This is a genomic window from Methylocystis sp. B8, from assembly GCF_005771425.1.
Taxonomy (GTDB): domain Bacteria; phylum Pseudomonadota; class Alphaproteobacteria; order Rhizobiales; family Beijerinckiaceae; genus Methylocystis.
Window position 1 is genome coordinate 58,096 of sequence record NZ_VBTZ01000013.1, and the last position, 14,935, is coordinate 73,030.

At 62.3% G+C, this 14,935-nt stretch carries 14 protein-coding genes; 9 read left to right on the forward strand and 5 right to left on the reverse strand.

Features of this window, described 5'->3' with window-relative positions; genetic code table 11:
* Positions 1 to 78 precede the first annotated feature (78 nt).
* From hflK to FEV16_RS15860, 3 genes are all read left to right on the forward strand, one after another.
* On the forward strand, positions 79 to 1,218 hold the full coding sequence (hflK, locus tag FEV16_RS15850) for an FtsH protease activity modulator HflK (RefSeq protein ID WP_171015262.1): 1,140 nt from the start codon (positions 79 to 81) through the stop codon (positions 1,216 to 1,218).
* On the forward strand, positions 1,215 to 2,141 hold the full coding sequence (hflC, locus tag FEV16_RS15855) for a protease modulator HflC (RefSeq protein WP_138168573.1): 927 nt from the start codon (positions 1,215 to 1,217) through the stop codon (positions 2,139 to 2,141). Before hflK ends, hflC begins: the two co-directional genes overlap by 4 nt.
* Before the next feature lie 65 nt (positions 2,142 to 2,206).
* Positions 2,207 to 3,688 carry a DegQ family serine endoprotease gene (locus tag FEV16_RS15860; RefSeq protein WP_138168574.1) on the forward strand — a complete coding sequence of 494 codons (1,482 nt, stop codon included), beginning with the start codon at positions 2,207 to 2,209 and terminating at the stop codon, positions 3,686 to 3,688.
* A gap of 132 nt (positions 3,689 to 3,820) precedes the next feature.
* Here the strand turns inward: FEV16_RS15860 and serB are convergent, their stop codons facing one another.
* Positions 3,821 to 4,723 (reverse strand): phosphoserine phosphatase SerB, encoded by a 903-nt coding sequence (gene serB / locus FEV16_RS15865; protein ID WP_171015263.1) that lies wholly within the window; start codon positions 4,721 to 4,723, stop codon positions 3,821 to 3,823.
* Positions 4,724 to 4,749: 26 nt separating this feature from the next.
* Here serB and miaA point away from each other — a divergent pair, with 26 nt between their 5' ends.
* Positions 4,750 to 5,691, forward strand: a complete 942-nt coding sequence (gene miaA, locus FEV16_RS15870) for a tRNA (adenosine(37)-N6)-dimethylallyltransferase MiaA (RefSeq protein WP_138168575.1) — start codon at positions 4,750 to 4,752, stop codon at positions 5,689 to 5,691.
* On the opposite strand, the gene FEV16_RS15875 is transcribed toward miaA, so the two are convergent.
* A complete protein-coding gene (locus FEV16_RS15875; RefSeq protein WP_138168576.1) occupies positions 5,654 to 6,478 on the reverse strand; it encodes an RMD1 family protein in 825 nt (274 codons plus the stop codon). The two genes, miaA and FEV16_RS15875, sit on opposite strands and share 38 nt — an antisense overlap.
* Positions 6,479 to 6,600: 122 nt before the next feature.
* On the opposite strand from FEV16_RS15875, the gene fdxA reads away from it, so the two are divergent.
* Both fdxA and FEV16_RS15885 read left to right on the forward strand, forming a co-directional pair.
* On the forward strand, positions 6,601 to 6,939 hold the full coding sequence (gene fdxA / locus FEV16_RS15880; protein WP_138168577.1) for a ferredoxin FdxA: 339 nt from the start codon (positions 6,601 to 6,603) through the stop codon (positions 6,937 to 6,939).
* Between the two features lie 669 nt (positions 6,940 to 7,608).
* The gene (locus FEV16_RS15885) at positions 7,609 to 8,757 is read left to right on the forward strand and encodes a CarD family transcriptional regulator (protein WP_246657382.1); all 1,149 of its coding nucleotides are present in this window, start codon (positions 7,609 to 7,611) and stop codon (positions 8,755 to 8,757) included.
* 36 nt (positions 8,758 to 8,793) lie between these two features.
* Here FEV16_RS15885 and FEV16_RS15890 read toward each other — a convergent pair whose 3' ends face one another.
* The 3 genes from FEV16_RS15890 to FEV16_RS15900 all read right to left on the reverse strand — a co-directional run bounded on the left by FEV16_RS15890 (position 8,794) and on the right by FEV16_RS15900 (position 12,077).
* Positions 8,794 to 9,675: an RNA polymerase factor sigma-32 gene (locus FEV16_RS15890; RefSeq protein ID WP_171015264.1), complete on the reverse strand. Its 882-nt coding sequence runs from the start codon at positions 9,673 to 9,675 to the stop codon at positions 8,794 to 8,796.
* Positions 9,676 to 9,796: 121 nt separating this feature from the next.
* Positions 9,797 to 11,257, reverse strand: a complete 1,461-nt coding sequence (locus FEV16_RS15895; protein ID WP_138168579.1) for a M48 family metalloprotease — start codon at positions 11,255 to 11,257, stop codon at positions 9,797 to 9,799.
* Entirely contained in the window at positions 11,235 to 12,077 is an 843-nt protein-coding gene (locus tag FEV16_RS15900) for a nuclease (protein ID WP_138168580.1), read from the reverse strand. Before FEV16_RS15900 ends, FEV16_RS15895 begins: the two co-directional genes overlap by 23 nt.
* A gap of 86 nt (positions 12,078 to 12,163) precedes the next feature.
* Here FEV16_RS15900 and ybgF point away from each other — a divergent pair, with 86 nt between their 5' ends.
* The 3 genes from ybgF to FEV16_RS15915 all read left to right on the forward strand — a co-directional run.
* Positions 12,164 to 13,165: a tol-pal system protein YbgF gene (gene ybgF / locus FEV16_RS15905; RefSeq protein WP_138168581.1), complete on the forward strand. Its 1,002-nt coding sequence runs from the start codon at positions 12,164 to 12,166 to the stop codon at positions 13,163 to 13,165.
* Positions 13,166 to 13,202: 37 nt separating this feature from the next.
* On the forward strand, positions 13,203 to 14,228 hold the full coding sequence (gene tilS, locus FEV16_RS15910) for a tRNA lysidine(34) synthetase TilS (RefSeq protein WP_138168582.1): 1,026 nt from the start codon (positions 13,203 to 13,205) through the stop codon (positions 14,226 to 14,228).
* A gap of 182 nt (positions 14,229 to 14,410) precedes the next feature.
* The coding region (locus FEV16_RS15915) for an ATP-dependent metallopeptidase FtsH/Yme1/Tma family protein (RefSeq protein ID WP_171015265.1) at positions 14,411 to 14,935 on the forward strand (525 nt) is incomplete at its 3' end.

The following is a 14,935-nucleotide window of genomic DNA, read 5'->3' on the forward strand; positions in this document are numbered from 1 at the left end:
TTGCCGCAGCGGCGGCGAATGCCTATAACATTGGGCCAAGCGGCGCGACCGCCGCCATTTTCCCTTCTGCGAGACAAAATGCCCTGGAGCGATCAAGGCGGGCCGCGCAATCAAAATAACAATCCGTGGGGTCAGCCTGGAGGTCCTTGGGGACAGGGCTCGGGCGGGCAGCCGCCGGACCTCGAAGAAATGTTGCGCCGCAGCCAGGAAGGCCTGAAGCAAATCCTGCCGGGCGGATTCGGCGGGCGCGGCCTTGCGATACTCGTGCTCGTGGCCGTGCTCGCATGGCTGCTTTCGGGCCTTTACACCGTGGGACCCAACGAGATCGGCCTCAACCTGATCTTCGGTAAATATATGGGAAAGACCCAGGCGGGTCTGAACTACAATCTTCCAGGTCCGATAGGATCGGTCATCAAGCTTGCGGTCACCGACCGCAATATCACTGACGTCGGGTTCCGCGAGGAGGGGGGAATCATCGTTGATGGGCGCCGTCGCGGCCAGCCCTCAACGCCCCGTGGACCGGAAGCGCCAGAAGAAAGCCTGATGCTGACTGGCGACGAGAACATCGCCGACGTCAAGTTCCGCGTCATCTGGCAAATCGATCCTGCGAAGCCCGAGGATTACGCTTTCAACGTCGCCAATCCGCCGCTGACGGTGAAGGCCGTCGCCGAGAGCGCGATGCGCGAGATCGTCGGACAATCGCAGATCCAAAAAATTCTGACGGCTGATCGCAAGCTGATCGAACCGGCGTCTCAGCAGCTGATGCAAAAGGTGCTCGACGATTATCACGCCGGCGTGCTCGTGCTTCAGGTGCTGCTGCTTTCCGTCGATCCGCCGCAGCAAGTTATCGCCGCCTTTCGCGACGTGACCGCCGCCCAGCAGGATTTGCAGCGGCTCGGCAACGAGGCCGAGGCTTACGCCAATCGTGTCGTGCCTGAAGCGCGCGGCGCAGCGGCGCGCATTCTGCAGGAGGCCGAGGCCTACCGGGAACAAACTGTCGCCGAAGCCCGCGGCCAGGCGGCGCGATTCGAGAAGATATACGAGCAATACAGAAATGCGCCGGCGCTCACCCGACAACGGCTCTATATCGAAACCATGGAGCGCGTGTTGGGCGGAGCCGATAAAGTCATTCTTGACGATCCGTCGAAAGGCGGCGCGAGCGTAGCGCCCTTCGTGCCCCTGCCCGCCTTCCCGGCCTTTCAGGGAGGCCGCAAATGAAATCCGGCCTTCTTTTCACGCTTGCCGTCGCAGCTCTCCTCGCCGTCATCGCTCTGGGAGGCGCAATCTTCACCGTTGCACAAACTGAGCAGGCTCTGGTCTTGCGTTTCGGCGAACCTGTTCCCGGACGGGGGCTCATCACCGAACCTGGCCTCCACTTCAAACTTCCCCTCGTCGAAAATGTCGTCACTTTCGACAATCGCATTCTCGACGTTGAGAGCCCCAATCTCGAAGTGCTCGCGGCCGACAATCAGCGGCTCGAGGTTGACAGCTTCATCCGCTATCGCATCGTCGATGCGCTGCGCTTCTATCAGACCGTCAACAGCGTCATGGGAGCCAATAATCAGCTCGGCTCTGTGTTGAACTCCGCAGTCCGCCGTGTCTTGAGCGAAGCCAACCAGCAGCAGATCGTACGCGACGAACGCGCCGCCCTGATGGTGAAGATCAAGGACCAGGCGGATCGCGAGGCGCGAAAGTTCGGGGTGCAGGTCGTCGATGCGCGCATTCGCCGAGTCGATCTGCCGCAGCAGATCTCCGAAAAAGTTTTCGGGCGAATGCAAACCGAGCGTCAGCGCGAAGCCGCCGAATACCGCGCGCAGGGTTCGGAACAGGCGCAAAAGATCACCGCCAAGGCTGATCGCGACGTCATCGTGCTAAAAGCTGAAGCGCAGCGTCAGGCCGACCAGACGAAGGGCGAGGGCGACGCGGAACGCAACCGGATATTTGCAGAGGCCTTCGGCCGCGACCCTGATTTCTTCGCGTTCTACAGGTCGATGCAGGCCTATGAGAGCGCTTTCAAGCCCGGCGAGACGCGCTTTCTGATCAGTCCGCGCTCGGATTTCTTCCGTTTTTTCTCAGCTCCGGGGGCGAACGCCGCGCTGAGCGCGGACCAGCCGGAACCGGAGCGAGCCCAAAAAAAATGATCCGCAAGCGCGTGCGTTGAGCCGCGCCCGGGCATAATTTGTCCCTCGACAGGAGACATAAACGCATGACGTCCGCACTTCGTCGCGCCGCGAGAGCGATCCTCGCGACCGCGCCCCTGCTCTACTTTATCGCCCTACCCGCGCAGGCGAAGGGTCCCGACTCTCTTTCGGAGCTCTCCGCTCAGGTCTCGGACGCGGTCGTCAACATTTCCGCAACTACGGTGGACGCAAAACACAGTACGCGCAACGACGGTCCCAACCTGCCGCCGGGAGTGGGACCTGGCGCGCCTTTCGACGATCTTTTCGAGGAGTTTTTCCGGCGGCGCGGCCAAGGCATGCCCGAGATGCCGCGTCAGCGCAGGTCAGCGTCGCTCGGCTCCGGTTTTGTTATCGATCCCTCGGGCATCGTCATCACCAATAATCACGTCATCGCGGACGCCAACGAAGTGACCGTCATCTTCAACGATGGCCAGAAGCTCAAGGCGGAAGTCGTCGGCAAGGATCAGAAAGTGGACGTCGCGGTCTTGAAGGTGAAGCCCGAAAAGCCGCTGAAAGCAGTCAAATTCGGGGACAGCGACAAAGCAAAGGTCGGCGACTGGGTGCTTGCCGTCGGCAACCCCTTCGGGCTCGGCGGATCGGTGACGGCCGGCATTGTCTCGGCGCGCAATCGCAATATCGATAGCGGTCCCTACGACAACTACATCCAGACCGACGCCTCCATCAACAAAGGCAATTCCGGCGGCCCGCTGTTCAACATGGATGGCGAAGTGATCGGCATCAACACGGCGATCCTGTCGCCATCGGGCGGCTCAGTTGGCATTGGCTTCGCGACGCCGGCGAACACGGTTCAACCCGTCATCGAACAGTTGCAGCAGTTCGGCGAGACGCGCCGCGGATGGCTTGGCGTGCGCATCCAGAATATCGACGACGCCATCGCCGAGACGCTCAGTCTCGGCGCGACGCGCGGCGCGCTCATTGCCGGCGTCGATGACAAAGGACCTTCGAAGGCGGCCGGGCTGAAAGCCGGCGACGTGATCGTCAAATTCGACGGCAAGCCGATCAAGGAGTCGCGTGATCTACCGAAGCTCGTCGCGGCGACGCCGGTCGGCAAGGATGTCGAACTCGTCATCATGCGCGGCGGCAAGGAGCAGACCAAAACCGTCAAACTCGGCCGACTTGAGGATGGCGAGAAAGTCGCCTCGAAGGACGGCGATAAGGAAAAATCCGAGGGCGGCGCCACGTCCTCACAAAGCGTTCTGGGACTGGAGCTCTCGCGGCTTTCGGATGAGCTGAGAGCGCGCTTCCAAATCAAGGACACGCTCAAAAGCGGCGTCGTGATCACCGGCGTTGATCCGCGCTCTGAGGCGGCTGAGAAGCGCCTGCAGCCCGGCGAGGTGCTGCTTGAGGTCAATCAGGAGGCTGTGAGCGACCCAGCTGACGTGGTCAAAAAAGTCAAGGCGCTGAAAAGCGACGGCAAGAAAACCGCGCTTTTGATCGTAGCCAACGGCCAGGGCGACGCGCATTTCGTCGCGTTGCCGGTAGAGTGACCCCCTCCCCAACCCTCCCCCGCCTTCGGCGGGAGAGGGAGCAGATTCGGCCCTTCACCTAATCTGCCGCGCGCCGATCGTTGGCGTCCCCTCTCCCGCGAGGCGGAGGAGGGACAGGGAGGCGGTATCGTATCACTCCACAAATTCCTCGCGCCTGTATCCTTGCGCATAAAGCAGCGCGGTCAGGTCGGCGTGCTCGATGCGCGCGTCCGCCGCTTGCGCCACTTTCGGCTTAGCGTGAAAGGCGACGCCAAGCCCCGCCTCGCGCAGCATGTCGAGATCGTTCGCGCCGTCGCCGATCGCCAGCGTCGCATCCCGCGGAAGTCCGCGCACGTCACGCAATTCGACGAGCGCCGCGCGCTTGGCTTCGCGTCCGAGCACGGGCGCGACGACCGCGCCCGTTAGCGCGCCATCCGCAATTTCGAGAAGATTGGCGCGCGTCTCATGGAAGCCAAGGCGCGCAGCTACGGGCTCGGTGAATTGCGTGAAGCCACCTGACACAAGCGCCGTATGCGCGCCGTTGGCGCGCATGGTGTGCACAAGCTGGCGCCCCCCAGCCGTCAAAGTGATACGTGTCAGCAGGGTCTCGATTTGCGCCAGAGTCACGCCCGCGAGCAGCGCGACGCGCTCTTTCAGGGCGCTTTCGAAATCCACCTCGCCGCGCATCGCGCGCTCGGTGATCGTCGCGACATGTTCGCGCAAACCGACAAGGTCCGCGAGTTCGTCGACGCACTCCTGTCCGATCATCGTCGAATCCATGTCGGCGACGAGCAGGCTTTTGCGCCGGCCCATCGTCGGCTGAACGATGACGTCGATCGGATCGTCAGCGACCGCAGCCTGAAGTCGAACACGCAAATCGGCGAGGTCATGCCCCGCTCCCGACAAAAAAGCGTCGACGGCGAGATCCTCCGCGAGCCAGTCGCGTCCGGCATCCATCAGGCCGGCGTCGTACAGAGCGCCAGACACCGCTCGTTCATTGAGCGCCGCGCCCCGGCCGGCGACAAAGGTCGCGACATAGTCGATGGGCTTTGACATCTCGACCGTTTCAGCGGCAATAGCGCATGCGCGCGCGCGCCATTCTCATTGCAGGTCCAACCGCTTCGGGCAAGTCCGCGCTGGCGTTAGAGCTCGCGCGCCGCGAGCAAGGAGCCATCGTCAACGCCGACTCGATGCAGGTCTATCGCGATCTGCGAATCATCACCGCACGGCCGACGGTCGAAGAAGAAGCCGCCGCGCCGCATCTTCTCTTCGGACATGTGGACGCGGCCATTAACTATTCCGTCGGTCGCTGGCTTAAGGATTTTGCGCGCGTGATGGAAGAGCTCGAAGCGCGCGAGTTGACCCCCATTCTTGTCGGCGGCACCGGCATGTATTTCAAGGCCGCGCTCTACGGCCTGTCCGACATTCCCGCCGTGCCTGACGAGGTGCGCGAAGCCATGCGCGCTTGGGCGCAGGACAAGACTCCCCAGCAGCTTCACGCCATGCTTGCCGCGCGCGATCCGGATACGGCGGCAACGTTGCGCGAAACCGATCCGCAGCGGCTGCTGCGCGCCCTTGAGGTGCTGGAGGCGACAGGCAAGCCGCTCATCTCCTTTCAAGGTCCGCGCAGTCCGCCGATTTTGAACGCGTCGGAATGCGCAGCCTTTTTCCTCGCGCCCGAACGCAAAACGCTTTACGCCCGCATCGACGCGCGGTTCGAGAAAATGACACAGGCGGGCGCGATCGAGGAAGTCGCCGCGCTCAAGGCCCGCGGCCTCGATCCCGCTCTGCCGGCGATGCGCGCGCATGGCGTGCCGCATCTCATCGCCTACCTCGACGGACGGCTGACGCTGGAAGAAGCTATCCTGCGGAGTGAGCTCGACACACGCCACTACGCCAAGCGTCAGTTCACCTTCGCGCGCCACCAGCTCCAAAGCTTCAAATGGCTTTCGGGCGAAAACCCGCTGCGCGACGTTGGAGATAGGCTCAGCTCATGCGCGCGACCCACATCTGGAACAGGGTGAGAAGGATCTCCATCGCGATCAATATGATAATTGTCCACTCAAGCCGAACGGACCGCGCCGCGTCGATGAGATCGGTCAGCGCCCGAGCGGTTTCGCCGATCACATCGATCTTGGCGTTGAGCGTGCGCGCCCGCGGCGTGAGTTCGTACTCATCCTCGAGACGCGCATAGAGCCGTTCGAGGTCAGGCCGATCCCAAAGCACGTCCGGCTTGTCGTCGACGGCGACCCGGCCTGAAACGCGATGCCGCACGAGCAGGGTCTGGCCCATCAGCTCCAGCATGGATTTGCGCTTCCATGGCGGGCTGCCCTTCGCCGCAAGCTCGGCCGCGAAGGGCTCGATCGTATCAAAGACGGCGTTGACGCGACGCTCGTCACGCGCCAGGGCGACGCTTTTCGCCAAGACGTCGGCGATCACAAGCAACCGCGCTTCGGAAAGGTCCTTTACCGCGAGCCGTCCGTCCGGCAGCGCCTTCTCCTCGCCGTCCGGCGTGGCTTCAATGATCAAAGTTTCATCGTCGCCGCGCGACGCGCCCGACACGCGAAGACCGATCTTCTTGACGATCTCGTCTTCCTCCAGCGGCGAAAGGCCGAAGAGAACCGCGACCCCGAAGCGATAAAGCACGGCGAATCCGCTCTGCCCAGCATGGAAGGCGAGAGGCGCCGTCGAAACCAGATCAGCTCGCTCGAGCCCGTCCGTGTCGAGCCGCTCACCAAGCAGCAGGGCGCGGGCCGTGAGGGCCTGCCGGCCCATGGCCGTCGTCGCCGACGAATTCATAGTGTCGACCATATGCTGACCTTGTGGCTACGGAGCGCGCGATCATATCTCTAACGCCCTCTTTTGTTTTGCTCGCCTTGCGTGACGCTGGCAAAAAAGCTAGCAAGCGGCGAGGCCGTGGAGAGATCGCCATTATGACTTATGTCGTCACGGAAAACTGCATCAAATGCAAGTATATGGATTGCGTCGAAGTATGTCCGGTGGACTGCTTCTACGAAGGCGAGAATATGCTCGTGATCCATCCGGACGAATGTATCGACTGCGGCGTCTGCGAACCCGAGTGCCCGGCGAACGCCATCAAGCCCGACACCGAAGAGGGTCTCGAACAATGGCTGCAACTTAACGCGGAAATGGCGCAGAACTGGCCCAACATTACGATCAAGCGAGACCCGCCGGCCGACGCCAAGGAATGGGATGGCAAGCCGGACAAGTTCGAACAGTTCTTCTCAGCGGAGGCTGGCCAGGGCGACTGAACAGTGTTCAGCAACGCCCCTATCGCTTGGGACTGGGGCGACCAGTTTCCACATCGTTAATTAATTGAAAACATAAAATACTACAAAGCATTATCCGCTTTCTGAGCGTCGGCGCGGGCTTTGCCCGCGCGTATATGCCTTTGATTTTCACAGTTTGGTGTGTTATAAATCACACACTAAATACACGCCTTGTCGAATGGCGTCCGGCGCCGAGGTTACTGTCTCGCGATTCATTCGAAAGCTTCGTTACCTTGAGAGTCGGCCGGAGGGCCGACTATTGAGTATGCGGCGCCAGCAAGGTTTCCACTAGCCGCCTTAGCGGTGTCGCGGTTTTTTGCCGTCGGCAATCGTGATTCGTCAGGCGGCAATCGCTCCGTCTCCACAGCGGGGCAGCATAGGAGTAACCCGCGTATGCCCTCCGCCAAGAAAGCCGAGAAAAAGACGCGCGCAACTGCCTCCACCGCAGCCGCTCGCGCCAAGGGCTCGGCCGCCCGCTCCAAAACCCTCGCCAAACGAGCCGTTAAGAGCGGCGTCACGAAAACCGCCTCAGCGCGGAGTTCTGCGGCAAAGAAGTCGCCCAGCCGCACCGCCTCGGCACGTAAGCCGGCGCGGGCCGCCGTTGCTTCGAACCGGAAAACAAGCGCAAGAACCGCCAAGACCACGAGAGCAATGACCTCGAAAGCAACGACAAAAGCAAAATCGACCGCAAAGGGTAAGAACGGCAAAATAGTTGCCGGCGCGTCGGCGACGCGGCGGGGAGCGACGAGCGCCCGCAGCACGGCCCGCGCCGCCACAAAGCCGGCGGCAAAATCCCCAGCCAAGAGCGTCTCGCACCCCAAGACTTCCGCAAAATCCGCCACTTCCAAGAATGTGACGAAGCGTGCGGTCGCCGCGAAGGCCGCCAAGACGACCGCGGAAAAGGTCAGCGCCAAGCAGAAGGCCCCAGTTAAAACGGCCAAGCCCGCGGCGCCCAGCAAGACCGCGACGGCAAAACCCATTAAGGTCGCGGCGCCTGTTGCGGCTAAGAAGCTTACGGCCCAGATTGAGCCGCGCAGGCCAGTCGCCATTGCGGCTGCGCCGGCGAAGACGCGCCCAGTAGCCGAATCCCAACCGAAGCCCGTTGAAAAGACGATTGCGCCCGCACCCGCCGCGCCTTCGCTGGCGACGCCTGGCGCCCCGATCGCGCGCGCGCCGGCTCCCGCCGTCGCCCGGCCTGCGGCTCCGGTCAAGGCCAAGCCGGTGGCGGCGGGTCCCAAGCCTGGCTTCAAGCTCAACGAGTTCATTGTCTACCCCGCGCATGGCGTTGGGCAGATTACCGGCGTCGAGATTCAGGAGGTCGCAGGCTTCAGCCTGGAGCTCTTCGTGGTAAGTTTCATCAAGGACAAGATGATCCTCAAGGTGCCGACGAGCAAAGTGGTCAACGTCGGCATGCGAAAGCTCGCCGAGGCCGCCATCGTCGACAAGGCTCTGCAAACGCTGAGCGGACGCGCGAGGGTCAAGCGCACCATGTGGTCTCGTCGCGCTCAAGAATATGAGGCCAAGATCAACTCAGGCGATCTCGTCACCATCGCTGAGGTGGTTCGCGACCTTTATCGTTCGGACACGCAGCCGGAGCAATCCTATTCCGAACGCCAGCTTTACGAGGCCGCCTTGGATCGCATGGCGCGAGAAATCGCGGCTGTCCGCAAGCTCATCGATTCGGAATCGCTGAAGCTTATTGAGTCGTTCCTGCTAAAGGGACCGCGTCGCGGACCGAAAGCCGACGGGGATGTCGGCGACGACAGCGGCGATGAAGCCGACGTTGACCGCGCCGCCTAAATAAAAAACCCCGGAAGCGCCTTCCGGGGTTTTTTGTTACGCTCTGGCGGTCTCGTCGGGCGCCGCCGTCTCCTGCATCCGCGATAGGGCGCGCCTCAACTTCACAAGCGCGCGACTTTCAATCTGCCGTACGCGCTCCTTGGAGATGCCGAGTCGATCTCCCAGCGTCTCAAGCGTCACGAGATTCTCCGCCAGACGGCGTTCGCGCACGATGCGCAACTCGCGTTCGGAAAGTATCGCGAGCGCGTCCTTAAGCCAGCGCGCGCGCCTGCCTGAGTCCAAGGTTTCCTCGACGACTTCGTCCGGCAGCGGCTTCTCGTCGACGAGAAAATCCATTCGCTGCGCAGAGCCGGACGAATCGTCGTCGACGAGCTGCGCGTTCAACGACACGTCGGAGCCTGACAGACGCGAGTCCATCATCTCGACATCGGCCCGAGAAACGCCAATGGCGTTGGCTATCGTCTGATAGGTGTCGACCGGATTCGCGCCATGGTTTTCACGCGCAAGCCTCGCGCGCAGGCGACGAAGATTAAAGAACAGCGCCTTTTGCGACGAGCTTGTTCCGCCTCGCACGATCGACCAATTACGCAGCACGTAATCCTGGATCGACGCTCTGATCCACCAGGTGGCGTAAGTCGAAAAACGAACGTCTCGCTCGGGCGCGAACCGCGCAGCGGCCTCGAGTAGTCCGACGTGGCCTTCTTGGACCAGATCAGAGAGCGGCAATCCGTAATGTCTGAACTTCGCCGAAAGCGCGATGACAAGACGCATGTGCGCTGCGGTGAGCTTGTGAAGCGCGGCTCGATCGCCCCGCTCGCGCCAAGCGATCGCAAGCTGCTTTTCCTCGTCGCGCTCCAGAAAGGGGGCTTCGGCCGCAGCCTTAATTAACTCGCGCCCGAGCCCAGGCATATATGCCATGATGCCCTCCATACGCGGACGTGACCCCTGAAATGAACGGGTATTCCGCGCGCCAAGATTAGCCTTCCCTGGATAACCGTCAGGCGCGGCAGTTGTTCCCGGAACGAGCAAAAACCCGTCGTCACTCGGTTACGATTTTGTAATGTTCTCCGGGAATGAGTGCGTCCCCGGCTGTCAGACCGTTGAGAAGCATGAAATATTCGACGGGGCGATTGGGAACCACCATCCGCGCGGCCATCGTGCCGATGGTGTCGCCGGGCGACGCGACCGCGACTGAAATCCTTAACGGATGGACGTCATGAGTCTCGTCCGGCGCGAGCCGGCGGAAAGTTCTGATCGACTCCCTGAAGCGGGCGTCGGCCTCGTCGCTCAACGCGCGCGCCGCAAAAATCAGGCGATAGAGAAACTCGCCCGACCGGATCACCGCAAGCCTGAAATTCCATTCCCCAGCCCGCGCGACAGCGACAACCGCGGGAAGGCCGTTGATGTCCATTCTACGCACGGAGGAAGGAAGCAACCCGTCCACCCAGCCGGAGCCGACGTAGGCTTCGAGATTTTCGTCCGCAGGCAAACGCACGCTATCGAGCCGCAAGGCTTCATTGTCGGCCTCACGCACGCCGAATACGGCTTCGCTGGAATTTTCGAGAAGGAAGCCCTCGGGAGCTGTGAAGGTGAAGCGCAGGCGGGGATGGGTGAATGTACGGTCCCGAACATATCCTTCCGTCGGGTCGTCGCCGAAGGCGACGCCCTTGATCGCTTCAAGATAGCCGTTGCGGTCGGTGACGCCGACGCCAGGCGCGCCGATCTCCCGAGCCGCAGCAACAGCCTTGGTGATGCGGTCGGGAGTCGAAGGGTGCGTCGACATAATATCGAAGTCGAGGGACTTCTTCTTGCCGTAGAGAGCTGCGCGCAATTCCGTTGACCGCCCCAAGGCGGTGAGGAAGCGCGAAGCGCCGTAGGGGTCGAGGCCGGCGCGGGCGACAACGCGGACGCCGGCAGCATCGGCGTCAAGCTCCTGTTGGCGGGAAAAGCTCGCGACTGAGAGCCGCTGGCTGGAGCGAACCTCGTCGCCCTTCTGACGGTTCTGGATCACCGCCGCCGCCTGCGAGATTACTGCCGCTTCCCGCTCACGCTCGGCGCGCAGCGCGCTGTGGCGCAAGGAGACATGGGCGATTTCATGCGCCATCACCGCCGCCGCCTCGGAGGCGTCGCCCGCAAGCGCCAATAGTCCTCGGGTGACGTAGAGATTTCCGGAAGGCAGCGCGAAAGCATTGACCACAGGCGTATTGAGAATCGTCACCTTATAAGTCGGCTGGCCCGGCGTCTCGCTGACCGTCGCCAGTTTGGCGAGAATGGCGTCGAGATAATGTTCTGCAGCCGCAGCTTCATATTCGCCGCCGAACTGGGCGACGAGTTCCTTATGTTGGACCGTGCTGCGGTTGTCCGTGCGCGGCCGCGTCGGCGGTATAGGGGTTGTAAAGAGCTGTCCTTGCCGCTCCAGTTCGGCGCAGCCCCCCAGCTCCAGAGCGAAGACGGCCGCGACCAGCGAGAGCGCCGCTCTAGCGAGAGGCGTCGCCGTCAAGGAATTCGATTTCGGCTGGCGTGGCGATTTCGATGCGAGACCCGGTCTCAATAAATCCTCGTACGCGCGCGCGCCGCCCGACGAAGGAGCGGGGCTCGATTTGCCCGAAGTTAGCCAAATTGTGCCGCGGAATCACGACGGTAAAGCTATCGCGCAATTTGTCGCCAAAATTAAGGTAGAAAGAGCGCCGAGACTCTCCGACGGAACGGATCGCGCCGACGACGACGATCATTCCCTTGCGGCTGTTGAGATCGGCCGCAGCGGCTGAATTCGAGACGTCAATTGGACGAAATTCCGGCCGCGACCAAAGTCCGGCGCTTGCATCCCGCGCCCGCGCCTCGGCGGCCAGATAAGTCTTGGCGCAGGCGGCGGCCGTCGAATCGGGACGAAAGCGGGCGTCGCCGGCCAGAAGCAGCGCTTCCGCCACCGATACGAGTGGCGTTGATTCGCCTCCCTCGGCGGGGCTTGTGTAGATTCTCGTCGGCGCCCTGCCCCAGCGGTCCAGTGTTGAAGCGAAGGCCCCCAAAAAAACGTCGCGGCCGCTCAGCCATGCCGCCAAACGACTGCGGATTGCGGCGCGCAGGTCTCTCCTATCCAGCGGCGGAAAATCCAGGCCCGCAAGAACAGCGCGACGCCCGTCGTCGAGCAAGAGTTCGAAATCCTCGTCCACCGCCGCGACTGTCGCTGGCAAGGTGCCTTCGAGCGAACATTCGCCAGTTTCCGCGGCCGGTCGAAGCGAAGCGCCATGCGATGGCGGGACCACCGCCAAAAAAACCGCGATCGCGGCCCTTCGAAGCAGGATGAGTCCAGTCGCTCGCATCGCCAAACTTTAGCCGAATGTGCGCCTATGCTAAGGCATCGTCGCGATTCCAGCGATGCTTTAGCGAGCCACGGCCTTTCGCGATCATGCTCTCACGCTCCGTCTACATTTTCGCGCTGTCCTTCTTGATGGCCGGCGCCGCTCAGGCGTTCGAGGTCTACGGGGATCCGCGACCTGAATCGAACATTCGCCTAGCCCAGACCTACAGCGCCCCGCCCTCGGACATTTACGACGCCCCCGACGCCGGACCGGGCTCCGACGGCGCGCTGGCCTTGCGCATCGATCGGCTGGAGCGCGAATTACGACGCTTGACCGGACAAAATGAGGAGCTGCAGCATAAGGTGCAGCTCTTGGAAGAACAGTTGCGCGCCGCGAAGCAGGAGCCGCTGCGCACTGAGACCGGCCCGCGCGCGCCTGCAGCGCCTACGGATGTCACCCAGGTCCCGCCCGCCGCCCCAGCGATGAACCAGAGTGCGGGCAAGCGTAGCGACGCCTTCGATCCCGCGGCACAGCCCTCTGCGCCGGGCGCGCCACGGCCGCTCGGCACGACGCCGCCATCGGCGCCGCTCGACGCGACAGCGCGCGCTTCAGGCTCGGTGACGCCCGCCCCGGTACGCGAAGCGGGCCAGCCGCTGGATATCGCTCACGGCCGCTTGGTCGGCGACCAGCCGGCGCCGGCGGAGATCGCCGCCGCGCCCGCGATGCCGGGCCCCAAGGAAGAATATGACCAGGCGGTAAGCGCGTTGCGGACGGGTAAATATGAGGAAGCGGAAAAGTCGCTCACGACTTTTCTAGCGAAGAACGGCAAGGGCAAGCTCGCTCCCGCAGCGACCTTCAATTTGGGTGAGAGCTTTTTTCTGCGCGGACGGCACCGGGAGGCGGCAGAAAAATATTTGGAAATCTCGACGAAATACGGTGATTCGCCACAGGCGCCTGAGGCGCTGTTGCGCCTGGGCCAGTCACTGAGCGCGATGGGCGCGAAGGAGCAGGCGTGCGCTTCCTATTCTGAGATCAACGTCAAATTTCCGAAAGCGGCGACACGCATCCGCGAAGCGGCTCAACGCGAAAGCAAAAAAATCCAATGTTAGCCGTGGACGCGGCGATCGGCGCCCCTCCGGCGTAAGCATGCCGCGCGCGGAGGCGAGAGACATCGCCGGGACAAACGACTCGCTCAATCGCCGTTGCGAAGATGCGCTCGGTATCCTTGCGGCCTATCCCTCCTTGCTGCTCGCGGTGTCAGGCGGTCCGGACTCAGTCGCTTTGATGCTCCTTTGCGCGCAATGGTCTTTGCGGCGAAGCCACGCCATCGCAGTGGCGACGATCGATCATCGCTTGCGCAAGGAGTCGCGCGCGGAAGCCGACGAAGTCGGCCGTTGGTCGCGCGCGCTCGGCTTCGAACATCATCTGCTGACATGGCAAGATGAAAAACCTCAGACGCGCTTGCAGGAGCGCGCGCGACAAGCGCGTTATGCGCTGCTCACCGACTGTGCGCACCGCATCGGCGCATCAGCCATCGTTCTCGCGCATCATTCGAACGACCAGGCTGAAACGATTCTTTTTCGTCTGACGCGCGGCTCGGGCGTCGCCGGACTAGCAGGCATGGCGCAAGTCGCGCGCTGCGATGACCTTGCCTGTGTGCGGCCATTACTTGATTTCAGCAAAGAAGAGCTGGAAGCGATTTGCGAACAGGCCAAGCACCCGTTTTTCCGCGATCCGTCGAACGAAGACGAAAGCTTCGCCCGCGTGCGGCTACGCAAATTGGCGCCCATCCTCGCCGCGCAAGGCCTCACGCAGGATGCGCTCCTAAGACTCGGGTCACGCGCCGCGCGCGCCGATGCAGCGCTCGCGCATTGCGCCGTCGAAGCGCTCAATGGCGCGCTGCGCAGAGATGACCAGACATGCATTGACCTGGACTCCGCGATTCTGCGTGAGGCGCCCATCGAAATTCTTCTGCGTGTGCTGGCTATTGCAATCAAGCGTCTCGCGCCTGACGCTGTTCTTCGCCTCGAGCGTTTGGAGCGCGCCAGCGCGCGCGTCGCTGCTGCGCTGACAGCGCGGAGATCAATTCGAACGACGCTCGCAGATGTCTCGATCGAAGCGAATGACGAACGCATTCGGCTGCGGCCCGCGCCGCCTCGCCGGTCAAGCTAGCAATCGTTTTCATTCGCGCTCAACGCATGCTTGTCCGAAACGGCCAAGTTACCAGATGCAAGTCTAAGATTCCCGGGCTTTTCCAAGCCTTGGCAACGGCTTCCGGTAGGCCTAAATTAATCCGATGACCGGAGCGCTGCGGGGGATAAGCCCGACCGAGCGGCTCCCGACAGGCTTCCCACATGAACCCACACTTTAGGAACCTCGCGCTTTGGGCAATCATCGGATTGCTCGTGGTTGCGCTTGTCATGCTGTTTCAGCAGCCCGGCCAGCGCACGCCCATCCGCGATATTTCTTATAGCGAGCTGTTGACGCAGATCGACCAAGGCCGCGTCCATGACGTGACGATCGCCGGCAACGAAATTGTCGGTCACTTCAATGACAATCGGCCGTTTACGACCTATGCGCCGGACGACGCCAATCTCGTGCCGCACCTTCAGGCGAAGAACGTCTCAATCAGCGCCAAGCCGAATAATGAAGGCGGCAGCTTCATGATGACGCTTCTTCTCAACGCGCTTCCGCTCGTCGCCTTCCTCGCCGTGTGGATTTTCCTCTCGCGTCAGATGCAGGGCGGCGCCGGCCGGGCGATGGGCTTTGGCAAGTCGAAAGCGAAGCTTTTGACCGAGACGCAAGGGCGCGTCACATTTGAAGACGTCGCCGGCGTCGACGAAGCCAAGGAGGATCTGCAGGAGATCGTCGAGTTCTTG